This window comes from Mesorhizobium maamorense (assembly GCF_044998965.1).
Lineage (GTDB): Bacteria > Pseudomonadota > Alphaproteobacteria > Rhizobiales > Rhizobiaceae > Mesorhizobium.
The window spans coordinates 3068196-3089552 of sequence record NZ_CP173356.1 but is presented as its reverse complement, the minus strand read 5'-3'; the positions used below and the strand labels follow the sequence as shown (position 1 = coordinate 3089552).

General features: G+C 64.7%; 24 protein-coding genes and 1 pseudogene. 16 read left to right on the top strand and 9 right to left on the bottom strand.

Features of this window, described 5'->3' with window-relative positions; all coding sequences use genetic code 11:
- The first annotated feature begins 108 nt into the window (after window positions 1–108).
- Window positions 109–294 carry a transcriptional regulator gene (locus ACIU1A_RS15715; protein WP_404927685.1) on the top strand — a complete coding sequence of 62 codons (186 nt, stop codon included), beginning with the start codon at window positions 109–111 and terminating at the stop codon, window positions 292–294.
- Between the two features lie 87 nt (window positions 295–381).
- Here the strand turns inward: ACIU1A_RS15715 and ACIU1A_RS15710 are convergent, their stop codons facing one another.
- Window positions 382–1074, bottom strand: a complete 693-nt coding sequence (locus tag ACIU1A_RS15710) for a winged helix-turn-helix transcriptional regulator (protein ID WP_404927684.1) — start codon at window positions 1072–1074, stop codon at window positions 382–384.
- 176 nt (window positions 1075–1250) lie between these two features.
- On the opposite strand from ACIU1A_RS15710, the gene ACIU1A_RS15705 reads away from it, so the two are divergent.
- Entirely contained in the window at window positions 1251–1577 is a 327-nt protein-coding gene (locus ACIU1A_RS15705) for a DUF1330 domain-containing protein (RefSeq protein WP_140500048.1), read from the top strand.
- 127 nt (window positions 1578–1704) lie between these two features.
- Entirely contained in the window at window positions 1705–2235 is a 531-nt protein-coding gene (locus ACIU1A_RS15700; RefSeq protein ID WP_404927931.1) for a hypothetical protein, read from the top strand.
- A 54-nt stretch (window positions 2236–2289) separates the two neighbouring features.
- Here the strand turns inward: ACIU1A_RS15700 and ACIU1A_RS15695 are convergent, their stop codons facing one another.
- Together ACIU1A_RS15695 and ACIU1A_RS15690 are read right to left on the bottom strand one after the other, a co-directional pair.
- Window positions 2290–3381, bottom strand: coding sequence for a phosphatase PAP2 family protein (locus tag ACIU1A_RS15695; RefSeq protein ID WP_404927683.1), 1092 nt, complete (start codon window positions 3379–3381; stop codon window positions 2290–2292).
- A gap of 243 nt (window positions 3382–3624) precedes the next feature.
- The gene (locus tag ACIU1A_RS15690; protein ID WP_404927682.1) at window positions 3625–4074 is read right to left on the bottom strand and encodes an ester cyclase; all 450 of its coding nucleotides are present in this window, start codon (window positions 4072–4074) and stop codon (window positions 3625–3627) included.
- Between the two features lie 216 nt (window positions 4075–4290).
- Between ACIU1A_RS15690 and ACIU1A_RS15685 the strand changes: the two genes are divergently transcribed.
- On the top strand, window positions 4291–6387 hold the full coding sequence (locus ACIU1A_RS15685) for an EAL domain-containing protein (RefSeq protein WP_404927681.1): 2097 nt from the start codon (window positions 4291–4293) through the stop codon (window positions 6385–6387).
- Window positions 6388–6532: 145 nt separating this feature from the next.
- Here ACIU1A_RS15685 and ACIU1A_RS15680 read toward each other — a convergent pair whose 3' ends face one another.
- The gene (locus ACIU1A_RS15680) at window positions 6533–6730 is read right to left on the bottom strand and encodes a hypothetical protein (protein ID WP_181165267.1); all 198 of its coding nucleotides are present in this window, start codon (window positions 6728–6730) and stop codon (window positions 6533–6535) included.
- 246 nt (window positions 6731–6976) lie between these two features.
- Here ACIU1A_RS15680 and ACIU1A_RS15675 point away from each other — a divergent pair, with 246 nt between their 5' ends.
- A complete protein-coding gene (locus ACIU1A_RS15675) occupies window positions 6977–7696 on the top strand; it encodes a 3-keto-5-aminohexanoate cleavage protein (RefSeq protein ID WP_404927680.1) in 720 nt (239 codons plus the stop codon).
- A 148-nt stretch (window positions 7697–7844) separates the two neighbouring features.
- Complete coding sequence (locus ACIU1A_RS15670; protein WP_140500038.1) at window positions 7845–8399, top strand: cytochrome b; 555 nt, start codon at window positions 7845–7847, stop codon at window positions 8397–8399.
- Here the strand turns inward: ACIU1A_RS15670 and ACIU1A_RS15665 are convergent.
- The 3 genes from ACIU1A_RS15665 to ACIU1A_RS15655 form a co-directional block, all read right to left on the bottom strand.
- Complete coding sequence (locus ACIU1A_RS15665; protein ID WP_404927679.1) at window positions 8362–9483, bottom strand: serine hydrolase domain-containing protein; 1122 nt, start codon at window positions 9481–9483, stop codon at window positions 8362–8364. The two genes, ACIU1A_RS15670 and ACIU1A_RS15665, sit on opposite strands and share 38 nt — an antisense overlap.
- Before the next feature lie 183 nt (window positions 9484–9666).
- On the bottom strand, window positions 9667–11271 hold the full coding sequence (locus ACIU1A_RS15660; RefSeq protein WP_404927678.1) for an ABC transporter substrate-binding protein: 1605 nt from the start codon (window positions 11269–11271) through the stop codon (window positions 9667–9669).
- Between the two features lie 50 nt (window positions 11272–11321).
- Window positions 11322–12455 (bottom strand): NAD(P)/FAD-dependent oxidoreductase, encoded by a 1134-nt coding sequence (locus tag ACIU1A_RS15655; RefSeq protein ID WP_404927677.1) that lies wholly within the window; start codon window positions 12453–12455, stop codon window positions 11322–11324.
- Between the two features lie 131 nt (window positions 12456–12586).
- On the opposite strand from ACIU1A_RS15655, the gene ACIU1A_RS15650 reads away from it, so the two are divergent.
- The 3 genes from ACIU1A_RS15650 to ACIU1A_RS15640 all read left to right on the top strand — a co-directional run bounded on the left by ACIU1A_RS15650 (window position 12587) and on the right by ACIU1A_RS15640 (window position 15184).
- On the top strand, window positions 12587–13204 hold the full coding sequence (locus ACIU1A_RS15650) for a helix-turn-helix domain-containing protein (RefSeq protein ID WP_140516014.1): 618 nt from the start codon (window positions 12587–12589) through the stop codon (window positions 13202–13204).
- A 122-nt stretch (window positions 13205–13326) separates the two neighbouring features.
- On the top strand, window positions 13327–14031 hold the full coding sequence (locus tag ACIU1A_RS15645) for an SDR family oxidoreductase (protein WP_404927676.1): 705 nt from the start codon (window positions 13327–13329) through the stop codon (window positions 14029–14031).
- Window positions 14032–14125: 94 nt separating this feature from the next.
- Window positions 14126–15184 (top strand): Gfo/Idh/MocA family protein, encoded by a 1059-nt coding sequence (locus ACIU1A_RS15640; protein WP_140557858.1) that lies wholly within the window; start codon window positions 14126–14128, stop codon window positions 15182–15184.
- 17 nt (window positions 15185–15201) lie between these two features.
- On the opposite strand, the gene ACIU1A_RS15635 is transcribed toward ACIU1A_RS15640, so the two are convergent.
- Entirely contained in the window at window positions 15202–15849 is a 648-nt protein-coding gene (locus tag ACIU1A_RS15635) for a DUF922 domain-containing Zn-dependent protease (protein ID WP_140898897.1), read from the bottom strand.
- A gap of 241 nt (window positions 15850–16090) precedes the next feature.
- Between ACIU1A_RS15635 and ACIU1A_RS15630 the strand changes: the two are divergent.
- The 7 genes and pseudogenes from ACIU1A_RS15630 (at window position 16091) to ACIU1A_RS15600 (ending at window position 20655) form a co-directional block, all read left to right on the top strand.
- A pseudogene (locus ACIU1A_RS15630) lies at window positions 16091–16377 on the top strand (GIY-YIG nuclease family protein).
- Window positions 16378–16593: 216 nt separating this feature from the next.
- Window positions 16594–17046, top strand: coding sequence for a GNAT family N-acetyltransferase (locus ACIU1A_RS15625; protein WP_140500024.1), 453 nt, complete (start codon window positions 16594–16596; stop codon window positions 17044–17046).
- A 148-nt stretch (window positions 17047–17194) separates the two neighbouring features.
- Window positions 17195–18394, top strand: a complete 1200-nt coding sequence (locus ACIU1A_RS15620; protein WP_404927930.1) for a PLP-dependent aminotransferase family protein — start codon at window positions 17195–17197, stop codon at window positions 18392–18394.
- Between the two features lie 110 nt (window positions 18395–18504).
- On the top strand, window positions 18505–18885 hold the full coding sequence (locus ACIU1A_RS15615; RefSeq protein ID WP_404927674.1) for an ester cyclase: 381 nt from the start codon (window positions 18505–18507) through the stop codon (window positions 18883–18885).
- On the top strand, window positions 18882–19061 hold the full coding sequence (locus ACIU1A_RS15610; protein WP_404927673.1) for a hypothetical protein: 180 nt from the start codon (window positions 18882–18884) through the stop codon (window positions 19059–19061). The genes ACIU1A_RS15615 and ACIU1A_RS15610 overlap by 4 nt, the downstream gene beginning before the upstream one ends.
- A 114-nt stretch (window positions 19062–19175) precedes the next feature.
- A complete protein-coding gene (locus ACIU1A_RS15605) occupies window positions 19176–19973 on the top strand; it encodes a hypothetical protein (protein WP_404927672.1) in 798 nt (265 codons plus the stop codon).
- Between the two features lie 133 nt (window positions 19974–20106).
- Window positions 20107–20655, top strand: a complete 549-nt coding sequence (locus ACIU1A_RS15600) for a YbhB/YbcL family Raf kinase inhibitor-like protein (RefSeq protein WP_404927671.1) — start codon at window positions 20107–20109, stop codon at window positions 20653–20655.
- Between the two features lie 133 nt (window positions 20656–20788).
- Here ACIU1A_RS15600 and ACIU1A_RS15595 read toward each other — a convergent pair whose 3' ends face one another.
- Window positions 20789–21259 carry a nucleoside deaminase gene (locus tag ACIU1A_RS15595; RefSeq protein ID WP_404927670.1) on the bottom strand — a complete coding sequence of 157 codons (471 nt, stop codon included), beginning with the start codon at window positions 21257–21259 and terminating at the stop codon, window positions 20789–20791.
- Window positions 21260–21357: the final 98 nt, after the last annotated feature.

Sequence of the window (21357 nt, the reverse complement as noted above, 5' to 3'; positions counted from 1 at the left end):
CGCAGACGACCCGCGTCGCCACCCGTTTCCTGCCAATTGAGAGGTGGACGCGAGCCTATTCGTCGGGACACACAAAGGATATGACAAGATTGATCCGGAGAAGGTGTGATGGAAAACATTCGACCCCTTAAGACCGAAGCCGATTACGATCGGGCGATTGCCGAAATCATCCAATACTTCGAGAACGAGCCGGAAATCGGCTCTCTTGGCGATTACCGGTTTGATGTTCTCGCGACCTTGATCGACGCTCATGAGGATAAGCACTACCCTATCGAAGCACCCAAATCCCGTTGAAGGTTATTCACTCACACATTCAACCTGTCGCGAAAGGCGAAAGCCGCCGCTCCCGGTGCCCGATCGCTGTTCCCCGAGCCCTCGTTTCTACGCCGCCCGTTTGGGCTCGACCGCGAACGGGCTGAGGCCGAGCCAGGTCTGCATCTTCCTTGCGATGTGCTGATCGCCGGTCAAGGCGACCTTCGCGCCGGCCTTCTCGACGGTCATCAATCCCATCCAGATCGCCGTCATCGTGTGCAGGTCGGTCGAGACGTAGAGGTCGATATCGAAGCCCGGATCGTACCAGCACAGATCGACCTCGCCATGCTTTTCGACAATCAGCCACCACGACCGTTTGGACGCCGGCAGCTCCTGGTACAGGAATTGTATCACGGTGCGCCCGTCGGGCAGCGGCGAGGGGTTCAGATTGCGCCGCATGTCCCACATCAGCAGCGACGGATCGAGGTTCTTGAGGGACAGCCGGGACTCGACCCATTTCTGTCCCCAAAAGCCCATCGCCTCGACGACGGGGCGCAAATCCCGGCCGGCCTCCGTCAGCCGGTATTCGGAGATGCCCTTCTCGCCCGGCACCTCCTTGCGCTCGACGATCCCGGCGAGCTCGAGCTCCTTCAGCCGTTGCGACAGAAGGCTGGGCGACATTTTGGGAACGCCGCGGCGCAGGTCGTTGAAACGGGTCGAACCCGCCACCAATTCGCGCATCAGCACCATCGTCCAGCGGGTGCACAGCACCTCGGCGGCCATCGATAGCGGGCAGAACTGCTTGTATCCGTGCTGGGCCATGATCCGACGTCCTCCCTCGAAACTGGGCTGAACATTAGGCCTTCATGAAGGAAGCGGCCAGTACGGAAACTGTACCGGCCCGGTACAGATCGCGGACTGGCCGGCGCCGGCCCTGCCATGCGAGCCCTTTGACCGGCCGCGGGGATCCCCCTGTGCGCCGTAACAGGGAGAAGACCATGACCACATACGTCATTGCAGACATCAAGGTGAAGAACCCGCAGTGGATGCCGGCCTACGCCGCATCGGTGCACGACCTCGTCCACAAGCATGGCGGCAAGTATCTGTCGCGCAGCGGCAATGTGAAGACGCTTGAAGGCAAGCCGCTCGACACCACTCTGATCGCGCTGATGGCATTCCCGTCGGAAGCGGCGGCGCGCGCCTTCGCCAACGATCCGGCCTACGCGCCCTTCGTCTCGGCCCGCCAGGATGGCAGCGACAGCCGCTTCCAGATGATCGACAACACCGACCTGGCGGGGACGATCCCGTATCTGCCGAAGGGATGAAGCTTTCCTCCATCCGTCGCATCGCTTGCGGGTGCTCCGAGCAACGACAATCACGGCGCTTGCCTGCCGCGCCTCCGTATTTCCGGCGGCCGGCGCGCTGGGCCTTTTCAAGAAGAATGGAATGAACATGATACGCAAATTCCACAACGGGCTTCTCATGGCGGGGGCTATGCTGGCCGTCTGCGCCACTTTCGCCCAGGCCCATCAGGACGAGGTCGCATTTACATCCGGCGCGAATCCACTGGCCGGTAAGGTGCGGGCGGCGAACGGCCGGTTCCTCGACGTCAAGGTCGCCACGGACGAAGGCTATGCGCCCATTCCCTGCGCCAGCGGCATCACCGGCGGCGCGATGGGCATTCACTATGTCAACGGCCAGTACCTGAAGGACGACAAGATCGACATCGCCCGTCCCGAGGCCGTGATGTACGAGCCGATGGCCGACGGCACACTGAAGCTGGTGGCGGTCGAATACATCACCGCCAAGGGGGCGGCGTCGCTGGACGGCCAATTGTTCAACTTCAACAGTGCGCCCAACCGTTACGGCCTGGGCGAATTCTACGAGCTGCATGTCTGGGCCTGGAAGGGCAACCCGACCGGCATCTTCGCCGACATGAACCCGAAAGTGTCGTGCGAACACGCGGCGGCACCCAGCCAGTAAGCAATGAAGCCAGGCGGTGAAGGCCGCCTGGCCCGACGCTGTCCGCTCCGGCCGTTATCGCGGCGCGGGATTGGGGGCCGCCAATCCCGTATCGGAAGTCTGTTGGGCCACGTCGGTAGCCTGCTGCCCCGATGCCCGTAGAACGAAGCGTCCGGTCAGGTACCAGAGCAGAGAGACCACGAGGATCGACAGGTAGCCGTCCACGGCATAGTGCCAGCCGGTATAGACCGAGCCGAACAGGATGAGTGCGGCGAACGACCAGCCGGCAACGGCCCAGCGGCGACCAAAGCCGGTGAGGAAGAAGGCATTGAGCGTGACGATGGCGACATGCATGCTCGGCATTGCTGTGATGCCGCTGCCCAGCGCGGAGCTGCCGCTGTCGTGTGCATCGAGCAGATAGCTGGCGGCGAACCGCACCGGCAAGGCATACGGGTCTGCCATCAGCGCTGCGAGCACCCCGGCAAATCGGCTGCCGCCATAGAACCGGTCGTAGAATATCGGCCCGCTGGATGACAGCATGATTGGAAGAACGGTGCCACACAACATCATGGTGAGCGCGAACGCCCAGAGATAGCGGATGCGCCGGGCGGGACTGTTCCAGAAGGCGACGAAGAGCACGACGCCAAGCCATTGCATGAACCACCAAGACATATAGGCTTTGAAAACCAGCATGGAGGCGGGCTCTGAAACGATGCCGTGCGTCCATACCCAAGGATCGACGCCGTGCAGCCAACGATCGAGGTCGGCCAGCATGGGATCGGCATAGTAAGGCACGATCTCCGGTATGGTGATCCTGAACGTCGTGAAAGCGATGATGCCGAGAAAGAATAGCAAGACGACCCGCGCGGCCGCCGGCCCGCGTTCCTTGAGTATGTGCACCATGAATCTTGTCGGCCTGGGCCCGCCATACACCAACGCCGTCAACCCGAGGCCAACCACCAGCAGCACCGGCAGCAAGCCGAGGAATGTCCCGAAGTACTTTATGGACAGCAGAAGATATCGCTCAGGCCGCAGGCAAAGCGCCGTCGCGACGCAGACCAGGCACAGGCCCGTCAGCAGCCAGCTGCTTCTGGTTGTCGCCACGCCAAGATCAACAGTGGAAACCGATCGGAGATCGCCGCCCTGTGTTCCGGTGTGCCCACTCATCAGGGAGGTCCCGCCAGCTTTCGAACTTGTTATGATTGTTCTGGCGGCAACGTATTAATATCTTGTTGCATCCGTAATGGTGTCTGGTTTCCAATATAATACTCAATAGTGTAGTATTGTATTCAAATACGGGCTGAGGTCGATGGCGGTGCTGGCCCTGTGTTGGGTTGCTGCCAAGAGGCCTTTCGTCACGCACGTGCAATCGAGAGGGACCACTGCCTGGACGGCGATGGTCCCTCTCATTCAAGCCGCCTTGATCAGGCCGAGCTGGGTCAGCGCCGCGACGCCGTCGTCGAGGCCGATCTCCTCGACGATCCTGCCCTCGATCACCTTCAGCACCGTGGTGCCGGTGAAGCGCATGGTACGGCCGGTGGCGGCGGGCAGCGAACCGACGAGGAAATCGCTGAAGGCCGGACCGGCATGGGTGCCGCCGCCTTCCCACTGGCCGACGACATAGTCGCCTTCGGCGATGAGGTCGGCGGTGGCCCAGAAGTTGAGGTCCGGGAAGGCAGCGCGGAAATCGGTCATGAAGGCCTTGATGTCCTCGCGGCCGCGGCGCGGTTCATGCAGCGAATATTTGAGCAGCATGTCGGACGCGGCGATGGCGTCGACGACGGAAAGATCGCAGGTTTCACCCCAGAAATCAGTGAACCATCTAACGACGACGGCCTTGTTGTCTTCCTGTTTGGTCATGGGAAAAGTCCTCTTGTGTTTGCACGAGATCGCCAGGGCGGGCGGCGACCCCGCGCAAACACTAGGAGGATCGGCGGGCGGGCAAACTCCGCTTCTTGCCCGCCAATCGAAAGTCGGGACCGCAAGCGAGGAACGCGGCGGAGCCACCGGCGTGGTAACGCTTTCTTCTCTGGTTTTGCCGCAGATTGCCCCCGGCGGGGTTGGACGAAACGGAAGATGGCGGGTCAGGACAAGAAAAGCCGTAATGGAACGTTCTGGGAGAAGGCCCTGGAGCGCGCCCAACTTGGCGTCTGGGACTGGGACCTTCGGACAGGCGAGTGTTTCTATTCCGCCACCTGGGCGCGGATGCTGGGCTATGACGAAAGCGAGCTTGCCAACAGCAGCGACCTCTGGCTGCGGCTTACCCATCCCGACGATCGCGAGCAGGCGCTGGCCAGCGGCGACCGTCACATCGCCGGCCTGACCGACACCATCGAGACCGAGCTCAGGCTCCGGCACAAGCAAGGCCACTGGGTCTGGGTGCTCGACCGCGGCGGCATCGTCGAACGCGACCGCGACGGCCAACCGATCCGGCTGATGGGCGTGCAGACCGATATTTCGAAACAGAAGGCGGCAGAGGCCGCGCTGGAACAGGTCAACATCCGCTTCCGCCTGGCGCTCGCGGCCAGCGGCACCGGCATCTGGCACTACGACATCGCCAGCAACAAAAGCTATTGGGATTCCCGCACCAGGGAAATTTTCGGCCTTGTCGCCGTTACCGACGAGGTGACGGCAGACCTATGGCACAGCTACCTGCATCCCGATGACAAGCAGGCGGCCGAACGCGCCCACAGGGCGCCGCTGGAAACTGACGGCGTCATTGCCGCGCAATACCGCATCATCAGGCGCGACGGCGAGATCCGTCATGTCGAATCGCTGGTGCGTTTCGTCGCCGCCGCCGGTGCCGCCGGCCAGATCCTCGGCACGGTGCGCGACATCACCGAGGACAAGCTGCGCGAACAGGAACTGGCCTATGCCGCCCGCCACGACGCGCTGACCGGCCTGTGGAACCGCGCCGCCTTCGACAGGCTGCTTGGCGAGCATATCGCGGCGGGAGCGCCGCTGGCGGTGTTCTATGTCGATCTTGATTACTTCAAGGCGCTCAACGACTTCGCCGGGCATGCCGCCGGCGACCTGGCGCTGAAGAGCGTCGCGGGGGGCATACGCGGCTGCCTGCCGCCGTCGGCGCATGCGGCGCGCCTGGGCGGCGACGAGTTCGCGCTGCTGGTGCCGCATTGCGACGCGGTGCAGGCCGAGCGGATCGCCGGCGCCGTGCTTGGGGCAGTGCGCGAGGCCGATCTCGGCCCGGCCGCGTCATCGCGCCGACTGGCGGCCTCGATCGGCATCGCGTTCATCGATGATGCCACGACCACCGTGGCCGATGCGCTGGCTTGCGCCGACGACGCCTGCTACGCGGCCAAGGCGGCGGGGCGCAACCGCTTCGCGGTGTTTTCGGCCGCGGCGCGATCTGGGGCCGCCGGCCTCAATGCGGCGCGCATCGCAGCCGACACCGTCGATGCCATGGACGACGGGCGGCTGAAACTGTTCGGCCAGGAAATCCATCTCCTGGGAAAGCCATGGCAAGAGTGCCGGCACGTCGAAGTGCTGGCGAGGCTCGCCGCGCGCAACGGGCGGCTGGTGCCGCCGAGCGAATTCATCCCGGTGGCCGAGCGTTTCGGCATCGCCTCGAAACTCGACCGCTGGATCATTCGCACGGCGCTGTTGCGGCACGGACCGGCGCTGCGTGCCGGGGCGCTGACGCTGGGCTTCAACCTGTCGGCTCAGACATTGAGCGATCCGGGGCTGTGGGATTTCGTCGACAACACCATCGAGGAAACCGGTGCGCCGCATTCCGGCATCGGATTCGAGATCACCGAAACCGCGGCCGTCACCAATTTCGATGCCGCGGAGGACTTCGTGCGCAAGGCGCGCGAGCGACGCTGCCGGGTCAGCCTCGACGATTTCGGCGCCGGCATGAGCTCGTTCGAGTATCTCAGGCGCTTTCCCGTCGATGCGATCAAGATCGACGGCTCGTTCATCGAACATATCACCGACAGCCGCTTCGACCGCGAGATCGTGCTGGCGATGACCGGCATTGCCAGGAGCCTCGACTTCGCCGTGGTGGCCGAAAAGATCGAACGGCACGATACGCTAGCCATGCTCCAGGACATGGGGGTCGCCTACGGCCAGGGCTTCTTTCTGCATCGTCCCGAGCCGCTGGAGGCGATCGTTTCGCGCGCGACGGCCGGAACGCCCGACAGGCGGCGCGCCTGAAGCGGGCAAGCCGCCCGCCAGAATCGCCGAGCCACTCCAACACTCCATTAGGCAATCCCGAAGAGCTGTATTAGGCAATCCCGAAGAGCTGTTAAGCACGGCCCCTGGAACGGCTCCGGGCGGTCGGCCGGGCGTGGCGGGACGATCACTGGCGGTCGGCGAACCGTGCCGATCGCGGAAACTCCAACACCTCTGCCTCCGATCGCCTGTGCTGCGCCTCCGCGACCGCTTCGATCAGCAGGTCGAGGGCTTCGCATGCCGAGCGGCTTGTCTCGTCATCGCCGCGCAAATAGTGATAGGCGCGTTCGAGATGCACCCGGGCGGCTGAAAAATCGCTGGTCAATGATCCCTCCATTACCTCGCCCTAATATATCTTGGCCGGTCTGGCGGAACACAGGGTAAATATCCACAGGCGGATTTTATTCAAATGCCGGGATTCCGATAAAGCGAGGCAGTGGAACTGCCGATCTCCTCCACAAGGGGAGATCGGCAGTCTCACCGGCCGTTGTCAGGAGAGACAACGCCCAACTCTTTGCCATGCCTTGCCACGCAGCTAGAGTGCTGGCTCCCTTGTCCGAGGATGGCAGCCATGATCGTCCAGGCCTGCATCAATGGCGCACGACCGCGCGATTTTCATCCGAAATTGCCGCTGACGGCGCAGGCGATGGCGAGCGATGCGGCCGCCTGCATCGCCGCGGGCGCGGCCGAGCTGCACATCCATCCGCGCGGCGTGGACGGGCGCGAGAGCCTGGCCGCCGTGGACGCGATCGTGCTGGCGGTGCGCCGGGCCTGTCCCGGCACGCTGATCGGCGTGTCGACAGGCGCCTGGATCGAGAATGACGTCGAGCGCACCCGCGCGGCGATCGCCGGCTGGCGCGAACTGCCCGATTATGCCTCGGTCAATCTTTCGGAGGCCGACGCGCCCGGCGTGATGGAGCTTTTGCGCCAGCGCGGCGTCGGCATCGAGGCCGGCCTTGCCACAACGGAAGATACCGAGCGGTTCGTCAGTCTTGCCGATCACGACCGGGTGCTGCGCATCCTGATCGAGATCGACATACAGGAATTGCCCACCGCACTCGCCGACGCGCACGGCATCGCCGCCGCGCTGGACCGCGCCGGGGTGCGGCGGCCGATCCTGCTGCACGGCGCCGATGCCACGGTCTGGCCGTTCGTGGAGCTCGCGCGTCGAAGGCGCTGGTCGACGCGGGTCGGACTGGAAGACGGCAGGACGCTTCCCGATGGAAAGGTGGCGCTGGACAATGCGGAGATCGTCGCGGCGGCGGCGGCGGTGTTTTGGTCGAAAACCTGAAGGGTCTCAAGCGCCTTGGCTGTGCAGCCGGTGCGACAAGCCGACCCGACCTGCTCCGCCATAAATCGTTCTCACTCGAGGCGCAGCTAAATAAAGGCAAATTCGGCCTGGCGCGGGGAGCCTTGTGCAACTGCCGCGGAGTTCCTGCATGTCACTGTCCGGTACCACAACTCGCTACGGAAGCCTTGCCCAGGCATTCCACTGGTTGACGGCACTGCTCGTGCTCATCGCCTTCCTGGTCTCGGCAGGCGGCCCTCCTACGCGCGTTTATTCAGCGCCCAGGGCCTCGATGCTGCTGCTTCATGAATCGCTCGGCTTCGCGGTTTTCTGGCTGCTGGTGATCCGCCTGGCCTGGCGGCTGTTCGATCGCATTCCCGATGCTCCGTCCATGCCCGCCTGGATGTATGTCGGGTCGAAGGCGGTACATTGGGCGCTCTACGCGTTGATGTTCGCTGTGCCGGTGACCGCCATGCTCGGCGCATGGTTTGGCGGCCATCCGGTCACGGTGTACGGCTTCGGTCCGATCGGTCCGCTTTTCGCCCCATGGGACGTCGGCGCTTCGCTGGCGGAAATCCACGGCACGCTTGGCGACATCCTCATGTGGCTGGCCGGCCTGCACGCCGCGGCGGCCGTCTTCCACCACGTTCTTCTGCGAGATCGCGTGCTCAGCCAGATGCTGCCCGGCTTGGCTGCTCCAGAATGATCCGGATCGCCTGATCCACCACGGGATGCAGGCCGCTGGCCTGGAAGGACAGGCGGTTGCCGGAGCCGACATTGCTGGTCATGGCGATGGTAAGACCGGTCGCCGGATCATGCAGCATGACCGCGACATAGCCCGGAATGCTGCCCTGATGGCCGTAGAAGGCGCGGTCGGCATAGGCGCTCTGGAACATGCCGGCGCCGGTCTCGCGCATGCGGGTGCCCGGGAAGCTCGCCGGCACGCGGCGTCCGAACATCTCGGCGAAGAAAGGCGGCGACAAGAGCTTGCCGGAGAACAGGCTGCGCATGAAGCTCACCATGTCGGACGGCGTCGACACCATGTCGCCGCAGCCATAGGCGGCGCCGAATGGGAAGGAATCGGAAGAATCCTGCAATTCGTCGGAGTAGGGCAGCACGCCGTTCATGCGCCACATCTCGCCGCCGGAAGCGATGTCTGTCGGTGCGCCCGGCGCCAGCGGCGGCCGGTGGTAGTAGCCGCGCACCATCGACCTTTCCGGGAATGCTTCGGTGGCTGGCGACCAGCTGTTTTCCAGGGCGAGCGGCCGCAGGACCGCGCTTCTGACATAGGCGCCGAGCGACTGGCCGGTGACGGCCTCGATCACCATGCCGGCCAACACATAGCCGGTGTTGTTGTAGACAGCGGGTCCGCCCGGTGCCTTCTGTTTGTCGGAGGCGAAGGCGATGTCGACCAGCTGCTGCGGCGTCCATTGCCGGCCCGGATCCATCGGTATGTAATATTCGAATTCCGGCAGGCCGCTGCGATGGTTGATCAGCTGGCGCACCGAAATATTCCCTGCGCCCGGCAGATCCGGGAACCAGGAGGAGATCGGCGCGCCGAGCTCGAGCTTGCCGGTTTCGGCGAGCTTGACCAGGGCGGCGGCGACGAAGGTCTTGGTGCAGCTGCCGATCTTGAACAACTGGTCCGGTGTGACTGATGTGCCATGTGCGCGATCGGCTAGGCCCGCGGTGAGGGCGATTGGCGCGGCGCCTGTCGAATAGGCCAGCGAGGCACCCACCGCGCCGTCGGCGAGGTAGCTGTTGAGGAGGGAGGTCAGGTCTTTCGGCATTGATATCGCTTTCTTTTTTCCTTCTCCCCCTGTGGGAGAAGGTGGCCTCGCGAAGCGAGGTCGGATGAGGGGTGCTCCAGGGAACACCAACGTCTCATTCCGCTGGAACACCCCTCATCCGTCTCGGCGCTGCGCGCCGATCCACCTTCCCCCATAAGGGGGAAGGACAGGGAGCGCCTGCCCTCACTCAGCCACATCGACCGCGGCGAAATTCTGCCGGCCGAAGGGGTCGAGGATGTAGTTGAGCACGCTCTTGCGGATCGGGATCGCCACCAGCGAATGGGCGATCGGCGCCACCGGCACCTCGGCCTTCAGGATTGCCTGCGCCCTGCCGTAGATCGCGGCGCGTTCTTTCGGGTCGGCGGCGACGCGGCCTTCATCCAGCAGCTTCTCGAAATCCTTGTCGCACCAGCGCGAGCGGTTCGAGCCACCCTTCACGCCGTCGCAGGACAGGAGATAGCTCAGCATGTTGTCGGGATCGCCATTGTCGCTGCTGCCGCCGAGCAGGAAAGCGTCCTGCTCGCCCGCTGCGGTGCGCTTGAGATATTCGCCCCATTCGAAGCTGACGATCTCGGACTGCACGCCGACCTTCGCCCAGTCGGCCTGGATCATCTCGGCCATGCGCTTGGCGTTGGGGTTGTAGGGGCGCGACACCGGCATCGCCCACAGGCTGATCTTGAGACCGCTTTCGTGGCCTGCTTCCTTCAGCAGTTTCTTCGCGCCGTCGGGATCGTAGTCGATGCCGGCATCGGTAACGGCGCCGAGCTGCGCCGGCGGCACGACGCTGCCGGCAACGGTGCCGGCGCCGGCATAGACGGCATCGACGATTGCCTTGCGATCGACGGCCTTGGCAAGCGCGGTGCGCACGCGGACATCGCCCAGCGGCTGATGTTCGACGTTGAAGCCGAGGATGCCGATATTCTGGCCCTTGAGGTCGAGGACCGTAATGTCTGGATCGGCGCGCAATTCGGCGACGGCACTGGGCGGAGGCGGGGCCGCCACCTGGCATTCATTGGCCTTGAGGCGCTCGACGCGGGTGGTCGGCTCGGGCGTGACGGCGAAGACCAGCGTGTCGATCTTCGGCGCGCCGCGCCAGTAATCCTTGTTGGCGGCATAGCGCACCTGGCTGTCGGGCACATAGGCATCGAGCATGAACGGGCCGGTCCCGACCGGCTGGCTGTCGATTAGCTCCGGCGTGCCGGCGGCCACCATCTTTTCGGTCTGCTCCAGCGACAAGATCGAGAGGTAGTCGAGCGCCAGCCCGGCCAGGAAGGTGACGTTGGGGGCCGTCAGCGTGAAGCGCACGGTGTAATCGTCGACCTTGTCTATTTTGTCGATCAGCGTGCCCATGCCCAGCGCGTTGAAGTATTCGTAAGAGCCGCCGCCGAGCTTGTGGTAGGGATTGTTGGCGTCGCGCTGGCGGTTGAACGTGTAAAGGACGTCGTCCGCGTTGAACTCGCGCGTCGGCGTGAAATGCTCGTTCGACTGGAATTTCACGCCTTGGCGCAGGTGGAATGTGTAGGTCTTGCCGTCCGGCGAGACATCCCAGCTCTCGGCCAGCGCCGGTCCGACTTCGGTCGTGCCCGGCTTGAACTCGACCAGCCGGTTGAAGATCGTCTTGGCGGCCGCATCCATGGTGGAGTCGGCGATGCCGATCGCCGGGTTGAAGGTCTCGGGATTGGCCTCCGAGCAATAGACGAGCGTCTTGGCATGAGCCTGCCCGCCGAGAAGGACGGACGAGGCCAGAAGGGTCGAGCCAAGCACTGTGCGCAGAACGGTGGATTTCATCGCAAACGCTCCTGATGACGCTTTTTCTGGTTGAGGGAAGGGCATGAAATTCATGGGGTCGCCGCCGGCGCCAGGAAGCGGTCTGGCGCCAGCCCCGCGGCGGTGACGCCAAGCGCGGTGACATCGTCGGGCAAGGGGTGGCCGCGCATCAGCGCCGAGCCGAGCCTCGCCAATGTCAGCGACACCTGGAAACCGTAGCCGCCCTGGCCGCCGAGCCAGAAGAAGCCGGGCAGGCGCGGGTCGAAGCCGGCGACCGGCGTGCGGTCTGGCGCGAAGGTGCGCAGGCCGGCCCAGGGCGTTGACGGGCGGCCTATGCGCATGGACGTCGCCTGCTCGATGCGGTCGACGGCGATGGCGACGTCAATGTCTTCCGGCCAGGCGTCGCAAGGCTCGGAATCGGTTTCGTCGGCCAGCGAGCCGATCAGCCTGCCGGCGTCTGGCTTGAAGTAGAATTGTTCGTGCAGATCGACCACCAGCGGCCAGCTGGCAATGTCGGCGCCCGCGGGCGGGTCGAACAGGAAGGCGGTGCGCCGCTTGGGCTGGAAGCCGAGGCCGGTGAGCCCCGCCAGGCCGGCCACGACATCGACCCAGGCGCCGGCGGCGTTGACGACGATGTCGGCGGGATAGGCGCCGGCACTGGTGGCGACGCGCAGGCCATTGCCGGCGCGCGCGATCGCGCGCACCTCTTCGCTCGTGCGCATGATGCCGCCCCTGGCCTTCAGTGCCGAAGCGCAGGCCGCAAGCATCTTGCCGGTATCGACGTCCACCGCACCCGGTTCATGGACACCGCCGCATGTGGTTTGCGGATCGAGGACGGGAACCAGCGCATGCAGCTCAGTGGCCGACAGGCGGCGTACGCTCGGCACCATGGCCTGCAATTCGCCGGCCAGCCGGTCGACGGCCGCGTCGTCATCGGCGCGGCCGACATGCAGCGCGCCACGTTGATGCGCGACGAAGCCCCCGTCGAAGATCGCCCGGCGGCTCGCCAGCGTCAGCGCGCGCACCAGGCGGTTGCCATAAGTCTCGGTGAACAGGGCGGCCGAGCGGCCGCTGGCATGATAGCCCGGCTGGCTCTCGCGCTCGATGAGGGTGACGTCGGCCCAGTCCGCCACCTCGGCGGCAAGCGAGAGGCCGGCAATGCCGCCGCCGATGACGACGATTTTCGGGAGTGAATTCGACTGCATCGTTCAGTCGTAAAAATAATTTCTTATCCAGTCAATATTTAGCGTATAAGAAAATTGTTGGCGTTGTTGATGACGGCGGGAAGTTCAATTACCTAGGATGGAGTGGCGCGATCCCGCGGCATGGAGCTGATATGTCGGAGCAACCGAAGCTGGGTGATTGCCTGCGCGGCTTGAGGAAGACGCATGGCTGGACCCTCCAGGAGGTGAGCAGGCTCACCGGTGTCGCGGTGTCGACGCTGTCCAAGGTCGAGAACGACCAGATGTCGCTGAGCTACGACAAGCTGCTGCAGATCTGCGAAGGGCTCGGCATCCATGTAACGGAACTGCTCAGCGGCGACCGCAAGCAGCCGGCGGCGCGCACCCGCCGCTCCGTGACGTCACCGTCCAACACACTGCGCCAGCTGACCCGCAATTACGACTACCGGTATCTGGCCACCGACCTGGTGCGCAAGCGCATGGTGCCGATCCACGCCTATGCGCGTGCCCGCACGCCCGAAGAGTTCGGCCCGCTGACGAAACATGCCGGCGAGGAATTTTTGATCGTGCTCAAGGGCGAGATCGAACTGCACACCGACCAGTACGCGCCGGTGCGGCTGAAACAGGGCGAGAGCGTCTATATCGATTCCACCATGGGCCACGCCTACCTCTCTGTGGGCGACGGCGACGCCGAAATGCTGTGCGTCTGCTCCGGCGACGAACCCGACATGGAAGGTACGCTGCTCAGCGTGCTGGAGACGGTGGAAGGATAGGGCGGTTGGCGCGTCGCGTTTTTCTGCAGGTCGGTTCAGCCTTTCTGGTTCGAACCGGCCGACGAAACCGGCTATATGACCGCTGAACCGCAACTCCCGCCAACCCTTGAGAGGAAAACCCAATGAGTTCAGAAAAAGTGGCTGTCATCGTGGCCGGCGGCAGCGGCATGGGGGCGGCAGCGGCCAAGCGGCTGGCGGCGGACGGGTTCAAGGTCGCCATCCTGTCTTCGTCCGGCAAGGGCGAGGCGCTGGCCAAGGAACTGGGCGGCATCGGTGTCACCGGTTCCAACCAGTCGAACGAGGATCTGCGGCGCCTCGCGGACCTGACGCTGGAGCACTATGGCCGCATCGACGTTCTGGTCAACAGCGGCGGCCACGGGCCGCGCGCGCCGATCCTGGAGATCACCGACGAACAGTGGCACGCCGGCATGGACGTCTACCTGCTCAACGTCATCCGGCCGGTGCGCATCGTGGCGCCGCAGATGGTCAAGCAGAAGGCCGGCGCCATCATCAACATCTCGACCGCCTGGGTGGTGGAGCCGACCCCGATGTTCCCGACTTCAGCGGTGTTCCGCGCCGGCCTCGCCGCCTACACCAAGATCTTCGCCAACACCTATGCAGCGGACAATGTGCGCATGAACAATGTGCTGCCCGGCTGGATCGACAGCCTGCCGGCGACGGAAGAACGCCGCGACTCGGTGCCGATGCAGCGCTACGGCACGTCGGAAGAGATCGCCGCGACCATCGCCTTCCTGGCTTCGGACGGCGCCGGCTACATCACCGGCCAGAACATCCGCGTCGACGGCGGGATCATTCGCGCTATTTGAGGCGAGTCCGGGAGGGGAGGCCTGTCCGACGCGCGCCGCGGAGGGGATCCGGCATCCCGCCTGGCGCGACGACATCTCGCACCAAGGAGGAAAAATGCGGCTTCTGATACTTGGCACCGGCTGGATGGCGCAGGAACATGCACGGCAATTCAGCGCCATCGATGGCGTCGACATTGTCGGGGCCGTCGACCTCGATCCGGCGCGCGTCGGCGAATTCGCCGACGGCTTCAACATCCCCAACCGCTTCACCGCGCTGGACGAGGCGCTCAAATGGGGCGCTTTCGACGCCGTGGCCAATGTCACGCCGGACCGCATCCACCACCCGACCACCATGCAGCTGATCGCGGCCGGCAAGCCGGTGCTGTGCGAGAAGCCGCTGGCCGAGAATTTCGGCAAGGCGATCGAGATGGCCGAGGCCGCCGAGAAAGCCGGCATCGTCAACATGGTGAACCTCACCTACCGCAATGTCGCTGCGCTGCAGAAAGCCCGCCGGATGGTGCAGGCCGGTGAGATCGGCACGGTCCGGCATGTCGAGGCGTCCTATCTGCAGAGCTGGCTGGTGTCGAAATTCTGGGGCGACTGGCGCAGCGACCCGAAATGGCTCTGGCGGCTGTCGCTCGGCCACGGCTCCAACGGCGTGCTTGGCGATGTCGGCATCCACATCCTCGATTTCGCCAGCTATGGCGCGGCCCTCGGCATCGATCATGTGTTCTGCCGGCTGCGTTCCTTCGACAAGGCGCCGGGCAACCGCATCGGCGACTACGGGCTCGACGCCAATGACAGTTTCGCCATGACGGTGGATTTCTCCAACGGCGCCTTCGGCGTGGTGCATGCCAGCCGCTGGGCGACCGGCCATCTCAACGAATTGCGCCTGCGCATCTATGGCGACAGAGGCGGTCTCGAAGTGGTACACAATCTCGACGGCTCGTCGCTCAAGGCTTGCCTCGGCGAAAATGTCGACGACGGGATATGGGAAGAGCTCGACGCCGGCACGGTCGCGACCAACTACCAGCGTTTCGCCGACGCGGTGCGGACCGGCGTGCAGGCCGAACCGTCCTTCCGCCACGCCGCCGAACTGCAGAAGGTGCTGGATCTGGCCGTGGTGTCGGACGAGAAGCGGGCGGAGCTCGCGGCGAGCGCGCAGACGCGGTGAGGGTGGCGCCTTCCCTCTCAGGGACCGGTCACGAGGCCAAAAACCAGTTTTTGCAAATTGCCGCCATTGCCGAATTCGACGCGGTCGAAATCGCGGCTTGCCTGCCGCTGCGCCCGCGACAATTCGGAGAGGCGCCTGGTCATCTCGGTCCGGATCTTGGCGCATTTGGGATCGTCGGCAACGCTGAGGCCGACGGTCGCCGCCTCGATCTTGCGCACCATGGCGATGATATCGGCGCCATGCACCTTCTCATGGGCGGTGACGCCGGCGATGAAGCTGTCCCAGCTCTTCTGCACGGCCGGCGGCAGGGAGCCTGACGGCTTTGGCAAGGCATAGGTGATGATCAGCTTCGGCCTGGCCGATGCCAGCACGCAATCGCGGCCCTTGTTCTGGTAGTCCCTGGTCCAGGTCAGCTTGAAATTGGTGTAGGCGATGGTGCGCGTTTTGGCGCCGCGGATCAGCGGTCCGTTCTCGCCGATCGACCGGTAGAGCTCCTGTCCGGTCCGGCCCGAGATGGCGTAGGGCTCGATCGTCTCGACCGGCTTCCATTGGGCATGGGCGACAAGCGGCAAGGCGAGCACCGCGACCAGCGACAGGCACAGACGAACACACGCTCTCAACACCGCTCTCCGCGAAACCAGGACCGGCGCCGACGCCAATGCCATCTTGTGGCTTTTCCTATATGCTGCCGGCGGGTGCTGCAAATGTGTTGGAGGGAGGCGCTGGCGCCGTGCGGCAAGACCAGGATGGGGATGGGGTTGAAGAAGTTCCCTCGGTTCGTCATCCTAGGGCGGAGCAAGGAGCGAAGCGACGCGGCGCAGACCCTAGGATCCATGCCGTGACACCTGCCGAAGAATGCAGCGAATCAGGATGTTCTCCCAACGCATGGCCCGATAGCCCCGACACATGACCGGCTATGTCTACATGACCGCCAGCCAGAAGGCCGGCACCATTTACATCGGCGTCACAAACGATCTCGGTCGTCGTATGCCAGAACACAAGTCGGGCCAGGGTTCGCGCTCACCAGCCAATATGGCGTGCAGCGACTGGTCTGGTACGAGGAGTATTTCGATATCACGGACGCCATCCAGCGCGAGAAATCGCTCAAGCGCTGGCGGCGGCAATGGAAGGTCGAACTGATCGAAAAGGCCAATCCTGAATGGTTCGAGCTGTTTCGTGGAACAGGATGGTAGCCATTGGCCACTTCGTCCTCGGGTTTGACTCGGGGCATGTCGCGGGGCTCGGTGATCGAAATTCCGCACGGTAGCGGCGCTCCCATGTCACGGCATGGATCCCAGGGTCTCCGCGACGGAGCTTCGCTCCTGCTTCGCCCTAGGATGACGAAGATAGGGTGGGGCTTCCAAACCAACGGCCTTGCCGGCGCCGGCGCGTCGCCGTAAGTCGTGCTCATGATCACCTTCCGCAAGGCCCTGGCCTCCGACCTGCCTGCCCTCGTGGCCATGCTGGCGGACGATCCGCTTGGCGCGGCCAGAGAGGATGCCTCGCTGCCGCTGGCGCAGGGCTATGTCGATGCCTTCAACGCCATCGATGCCGACCCCAACCAGTTGCTGGCGGTGGCGGTCGATGGCGCCGACGTGGTCGGCACCTTGCAGATCAGCTTCCTTGCCGGGCTGTCGCGGAAGGGCGCCTGGCGCGGTCAGATCGAGGCGGTGCGGGTCGCCGGGCACCGCCGTTCCGAAGGCATAGGCAGGCTGATGATCGAATGGGCTGTTGATCAATGCCGGGCGCGCGGTTGCGGCCTCGTCCAGCTCACCACCGACAAGACCAGAGCGGACGCGCACCGCTTCTATGAAAGCCTCGGCTTCACCGGCACCCATCTCGGCTACAAGAAGACCTTGTAGCGCAGGCGGGGCCGTCGCTTTCCGCTAAGGCGGGCGGCTGGCGCATGCGGGAAGGCTAGCAGGCCCTATTCAATTTGCGGCGAGACCAGATATAGGTCAGCTAAGTTGACCTATATTCGATGCGTCCGGGGAGGCGTGCTTGACCCTTATGAACCTGTTGGCGTCGCGCTCCTCGCGCATGAAGGCCTCGGAAATCCGCGAGCTGCTGAAGCTGCTCGACCAGCCGGACATCATCTCCTTCGCCGGCGGCATTCCCGATCCGGCGCTGTTTCCGGCCGAGGCGATCCGCGACGCCTATGCCGACGTGCTCGGCGGCAGCGAGGCGGGGGCCGCGCTTCAGTACCAGGTGAGCGAGGGCTATCTGCCGCTGCGGCGATGGATCGCCGGGCAGATGGGCAAGCTCGGCGTCGCCTGCGAGGAAGCCAACATCTTCATCACTTCGGGCTCGCAGCAGGCGCTCGATTATATCGGCAAGCTGCTGCTGTCGCCCGGCGACACCGCACTGGTGACGTGGCCGACCTATCTCGGCGCGCTGCAAGCCTTCAACGCCTATGAACCGCGCTACGACCGGCTGCGGCCGGAAGGCGGCAACATGACGCCGGATGCCTATCGCGCGGCGGCGGCGGCGAATGGCGGCCGGGTCAAGTTCGCCTATCTGGTGCCGGATTTCGCCAACCCGACCGGCAACACGCTGGACAGGCAGCAGCGCGAGGCGGTGCTCGACCTTGCCGGCGAGCTCGACATCGCCATCGTCGAGGACGCCGCCTACCGGGCGCTGCGCTATGATGGCGAAGGCGTGCCGCCGATCCTGGCGCTCGACTGCGCGCGCTCCGGCGGCATCGACAAGGCGCGCACGCTCTATTGCGGCTCGTTCTCGAAGATCCTGTCGCCGGGCATGCGCATCGGCTGGGTCTGCGCGCCGCGCCATGTCGTGGACAAGCTGGTGCTGATGAAGCAGGCTTCCGACCTGCACAGCCCGTCGATCAACCAGATGGTGATGCACCGGGCGGCCGAAGCGGTGTTCGAGGCCCAGGTCGAAAAGCTGATCGGCGCCTATCGCGAGCGCCGCGACGGCCTGTTTGCGGCGCTTGAAGCCAACATGCCGAAGGGTGTGACCTGGAGCCGCCCGGAAGGCGGCATGTTCGTCTGGGTAACGCTGCCGGAAGGCGCCGACGCCACCGCGCTCCTGGCGCGCTCGGTGAAGGAAGCACGTGTCGCCTTCGTGCCCGGCAATGCCTTTTATGCGGACGGCACCGGGCGCAACACGCTGCGGCTGTCCTTCACGCTCGCCGACCAGCGCGCGGTGAGCGAGGGCATCCCGCGGCTGGCGGCGCTGCTCAAGGCTTAAGGCGCCGGCCAGACGACGGTGCATCGCCCCAGCGGCGAACAAACCCGGGTTGCCCTGACTTGTTGCGGGTGCAAAATAGCCTTGTGTCCACGAACGCGGGTTCATGCGCCATGACCGACCTTTCCGATATCTACCGCGACTACATTGCCTGCCTCAACCGGCAGGACTGGCCGAACCTCGGGCAGTTCGTCGACGATGACGTGTCCCACAATGGCAGGCGGATCGGTCTCTCCGGCTACCGCGCGATGCTGGAGAAGGATTTCGACGACATTCCGGATCTTCGTTTCGATATCCGGCTGCTGGTCTGCGATCCGCCTCATGTCGCGAGCCGGCTGATGTTCGACTGCACGCCCAGGGGAAATTTCCTCGGGCTTGCCGTAGACGGCAGGAAAGTGTCCTTCGCCGAGAACGTCTTCTATGAGTTTCGCGGCCCGAAGATCCGGCTCGTGTGGTCCATCATCGACAAGGCCGCCATCGAAGCCCAGCTTTGAAACACGAACCTCTCCTGTCGCGCTCGGTAAAGGAAGCGCGCGCCCCCTTCGTGCCCGGCAGCGCCTTCTTCGCGGATGGCACCGGGCGCAACACGCTGCGGCTGTCCTTCACCTTGGCCGACCGCGGCGCGGTGACCGAGGGCATTCCCAGATTGGCCAAGCTGCTGAGGAACTAGCACCGACCGGATTCCTGGCCCCGGGGCGTCAGGCCGGCTTGTCGGCAGCCCTTGTGCGCCTGGCAAGGCGTGCGGTAAATGCGGGCGTGCCTTTGCCGGTCGAATGAGGATGTCATGGTCTCCGCAACGCCCAGAGTGACGCTGCTTCTCGGCAGCGCGCCCGATGTCGTGCGCTGCGCCGCCTGGCCGAAGGAGACCTTCGCCAGCATCGTCGCCATCAACAATGCCTGGCGCGTGCGCCCCGACTGGGACGTGCTGGTGCATGCCGGCGATTTCCCGTCCGACCGGATGCCGCCTCTGGAACCGCTGCGGCAGGCCGAGATCTTCAGCGCCGCGCATTACGTGCCGGCCCAGAATACTTTCGGCGGCTTCGTCTATGCCGGCGCCACCATGTCGCTGACGGCGGCCTATTGGGCCGTCCACAGCCAGAGGCCGGACGTGCTCGCCTTCCTCGGCTGCGACATGATCTACGACACGGCCGGCGACACCCATTTCTACGGCATCGGCCGCGCCGACCCGCTGCGCGACGATGTCACGCTGCAGAGCCTCGAGGCCAAATCCGCCCGCCTGCTCATTCATGCGCTGCGACGCGGCACGCTCTGCGTCAACCTGTCGGACTTGCCGCAAAGCCGCCTGGTCTTCCCAAGGCTGTCCTTCGAGGAATTGCGGTTACTGTCCCCCGAGCGCCTCGCCGGCATGAAGATGGATGCGCGTGCGGGCATCCATCACCATAGGGTCGAAGTGGCCGAGCAAATCGAGCGCGAGCTCGGCTATTTCTACGAGGATGGCATGTACTGGAACCATCTCGACGAAATCGACCGCGCGCAGCTAGCCGACATCGACCGGCTCTGGATCTCGGCGATCGGTCCGCCTGCGGCTGAGCCGACCGAAGAATGCAGCGCGGCGGAATAGCGCCGTCGGCAGCCCATGTCGGGAGGATCGACGGTTCCCGCGGCTCCCACCAGCAGTTTCACGCCAAATTGCCTAATTTCGGGCCGCTTTTCGGCTAAACTTGTCGGCATCTTGGCTGGAAGTGGAGGAAGCCATGAGCTTGCGCCTCGGTTTCGCCGTGCTGGTGCTGTTCGGCCTCGCCAATCAGGCGGCGGCTTTCGAGATTTCAAGCCCGTCGGTTTCCAACGGCAAATGGGCCGAAAAATATCTCGGCGACAAGGCCGGCGGCTGCAGCGGGCAAAGCGTATCGATCGCCTTGAGATGGAAGGACCCGCCGGTCGGCACCAAGAGCTACGCGCTCACCATGTTCGACCCCGACGCCGGCGGCGGCAAGGGTTTTTGGCACTGGCTGGCCTGGAACATCCCGGCAAGCGCGAAGGGCTTGGCCGAAGGGGCGGGCTCGAAGCGCGGCAAAGGCTTGCCCAAGGGTACGGTGCTCGGCAAGGGCGGCATCGGCCGTGCAGGCTATTTCGGGCCATGCCCGCCGCCCGGCAGCGGCACGCATCACTATGTCTTCACGCTCTATGCGCTCGGCGCGCCGAAGCTGCGCGCGCCGGAGAATCCCTCTCCGGAAATGGTGGCAGTGGCCGCGAAGAGCCAGGCGCTCGGCGAGACCAGCGTGACGTACACCTATGGGCGGTAGGCATGACCGGTTCAGGCAGTCGCCCGGGCCACCAGCGCATTGACGACGCTGTTGGCAAACACGTTCCAAGAGATCGTTTGAATTCCGTTCCGGTGGCCATCTGGCGGCTTTGCGCGCGGCCTCGGCCGGCGCGTCAGCGCGTCCAGAAATCGCGATGCGGCGCGATCAGCTCGTCCTCGATCTCGGGGAAGGGGCCAAAGACCTCGATCTTCTTCTGGCCCGAGGCGAGGACTGTGCGCGAGGGCAGGCTCATCGTCGGATTCTCGGCGTGATCGCCGGTGAGCGCCAGGAGCTTCGTCTCCTCGAAGCCGTAGACCAGGCGGCCGATATTGGCCCAGTAGAGCGTTCCGGCGCACATCGCACAGGGTTCGCCGGTCGAGACCAGCGTGCAGGACCAGAGGAAATCCGACTCGTAGGCAGCCGCGGCGCGCCGGGCGAGCTCCGTCTCGGCATGGCGCACCGTGTCGAGATTTCCCTGGCGCATAAGCACGCGATCGTCCGGCCCGACCAGCACGCAGCCGAACGGATGATGGCCGTGCACGGCCGCCTCGCGAGCGACGGCGTCGGCGGCGCGAAGGTGGGCGAGCATCTGGTCGCGGGTCATTGCGCAATCCTAACACGATGGGCGAGGGGAGGAACCGACACCCGGCGACCGGCTTCGTAGGGCTGAGAGTGCGCCGATCGGCGGGCATTGGCAAGCTT

Coding starts and splice junctions, on each gene's coding strand:
- ACIU1A_RS15715 (WP_404927685.1), top strand. CDS start 109: ATGGAAAACATTCGACCCCTTAAGACCGAAGCCGATTACGATCGGGCG.
- ACIU1A_RS15710 (WP_404927684.1), bottom strand. CDS start 1,074: ATGGCCCAGCACGGATACAAGCAGTTCTGCCCGCTATCGATGGCCGCC.
- ACIU1A_RS15705 (WP_140500048.1), top strand. CDS start 1,251: ATGACCACATACGTCATTGCAGACATCAAGGTGAAGAACCCGCAGTGG.
- ACIU1A_RS15700 (WP_404927931.1), top strand. CDS start 1,705: ATGATACGCAAATTCCACAACGGGCTTCTCATGGCGGGGGCTATGCTG.
- ACIU1A_RS15695 (WP_404927683.1), bottom strand. CDS start 3,381: ATGAGTGGGCACACCGGAACACAGGGCGGCGATCTCCGATCGGTTTCC.
- ACIU1A_RS15690 (WP_404927682.1), bottom strand. CDS start 4,074: ATGACCAAACAGGAAGACAACAAGGCCGTCGTCGTTAGATGGTTCACT.
- ACIU1A_RS15685 (WP_404927681.1), top strand. CDS start 4,291: ATGGCGGGTCAGGACAAGAAAAGCCGTAATGGAACGTTCTGGGAGAAG.
- ACIU1A_RS15675 (WP_404927680.1), top strand. CDS start 6,977: ATGATCGTCCAGGCCTGCATCAATGGCGCACGACCGCGCGATTTTCAT.
- ACIU1A_RS15670 (WP_140500038.1), top strand. CDS start 7,845: ATGTCACTGTCCGGTACCACAACTCGCTACGGAAGCCTTGCCCAGGCA.
- ACIU1A_RS15665 (WP_404927679.1), bottom strand. CDS start 9,483: ATGCCGAAAGACCTGACCTCCCTCCTCAACAGCTACCTCGCCGACGGC.
- ACIU1A_RS15660 (WP_404927678.1), bottom strand. CDS start 11,271: ATGAAATCCACCGTTCTGCGCACAGTGCTTGGCTCGACCCTTCTGGCC.
- ACIU1A_RS15655 (WP_404927677.1), bottom strand. CDS start 12,455: ATGCAGTCGAATTCACTCCCGAAAATCGTCGTCATCGGCGGCGGCATT.
- ACIU1A_RS15650 (WP_140516014.1), top strand. CDS start 12,587: ATGTCGGAGCAACCGAAGCTGGGTGATTGCCTGCGCGGCTTGAGGAAG.
- ACIU1A_RS15645 (WP_404927676.1), top strand. CDS start 13,327: ATGAGTTCAGAAAAAGTGGCTGTCATCGTGGCCGGCGGCAGCGGCATG.
- ACIU1A_RS15640 (WP_140557858.1), top strand. CDS start 14,126: ATGCGGCTTCTGATACTTGGCACCGGCTGGATGGCGCAGGAACATGCA.
- ACIU1A_RS15635 (WP_140898897.1), bottom strand. CDS start 15,849: ATGGCATTGGCGTCGGCGCCGGTCCTGGTTTCGCGGAGAGCGGTGTTG.
- ACIU1A_RS15625 (WP_140500024.1), top strand. CDS start 16,594: ATGATCACCTTCCGCAAGGCCCTGGCCTCCGACCTGCCTGCCCTCGTG.
- ACIU1A_RS15620 (WP_404927930.1), top strand. CDS start 17,195: ATGAACCTGTTGGCGTCGCGCTCCTCGCGCATGAAGGCCTCGGAAATC.
- ACIU1A_RS15615 (WP_404927674.1), top strand. CDS start 18,505: ATGACCGACCTTTCCGATATCTACCGCGACTACATTGCCTGCCTCAAC.
- ACIU1A_RS15605 (WP_404927672.1), top strand. CDS start 19,176: ATGGTCTCCGCAACGCCCAGAGTGACGCTGCTTCTCGGCAGCGCGCCC.
- ACIU1A_RS15600 (WP_404927671.1), top strand. CDS start 20,107: ATGAGCTTGCGCCTCGGTTTCGCCGTGCTGGTGCTGTTCGGCCTCGCC.
- ACIU1A_RS15595 (WP_404927670.1), bottom strand. CDS start 21,259: ATGACCCGCGACCAGATGCTCGCCCACCTTCGCGCCGCCGACGCCGTC.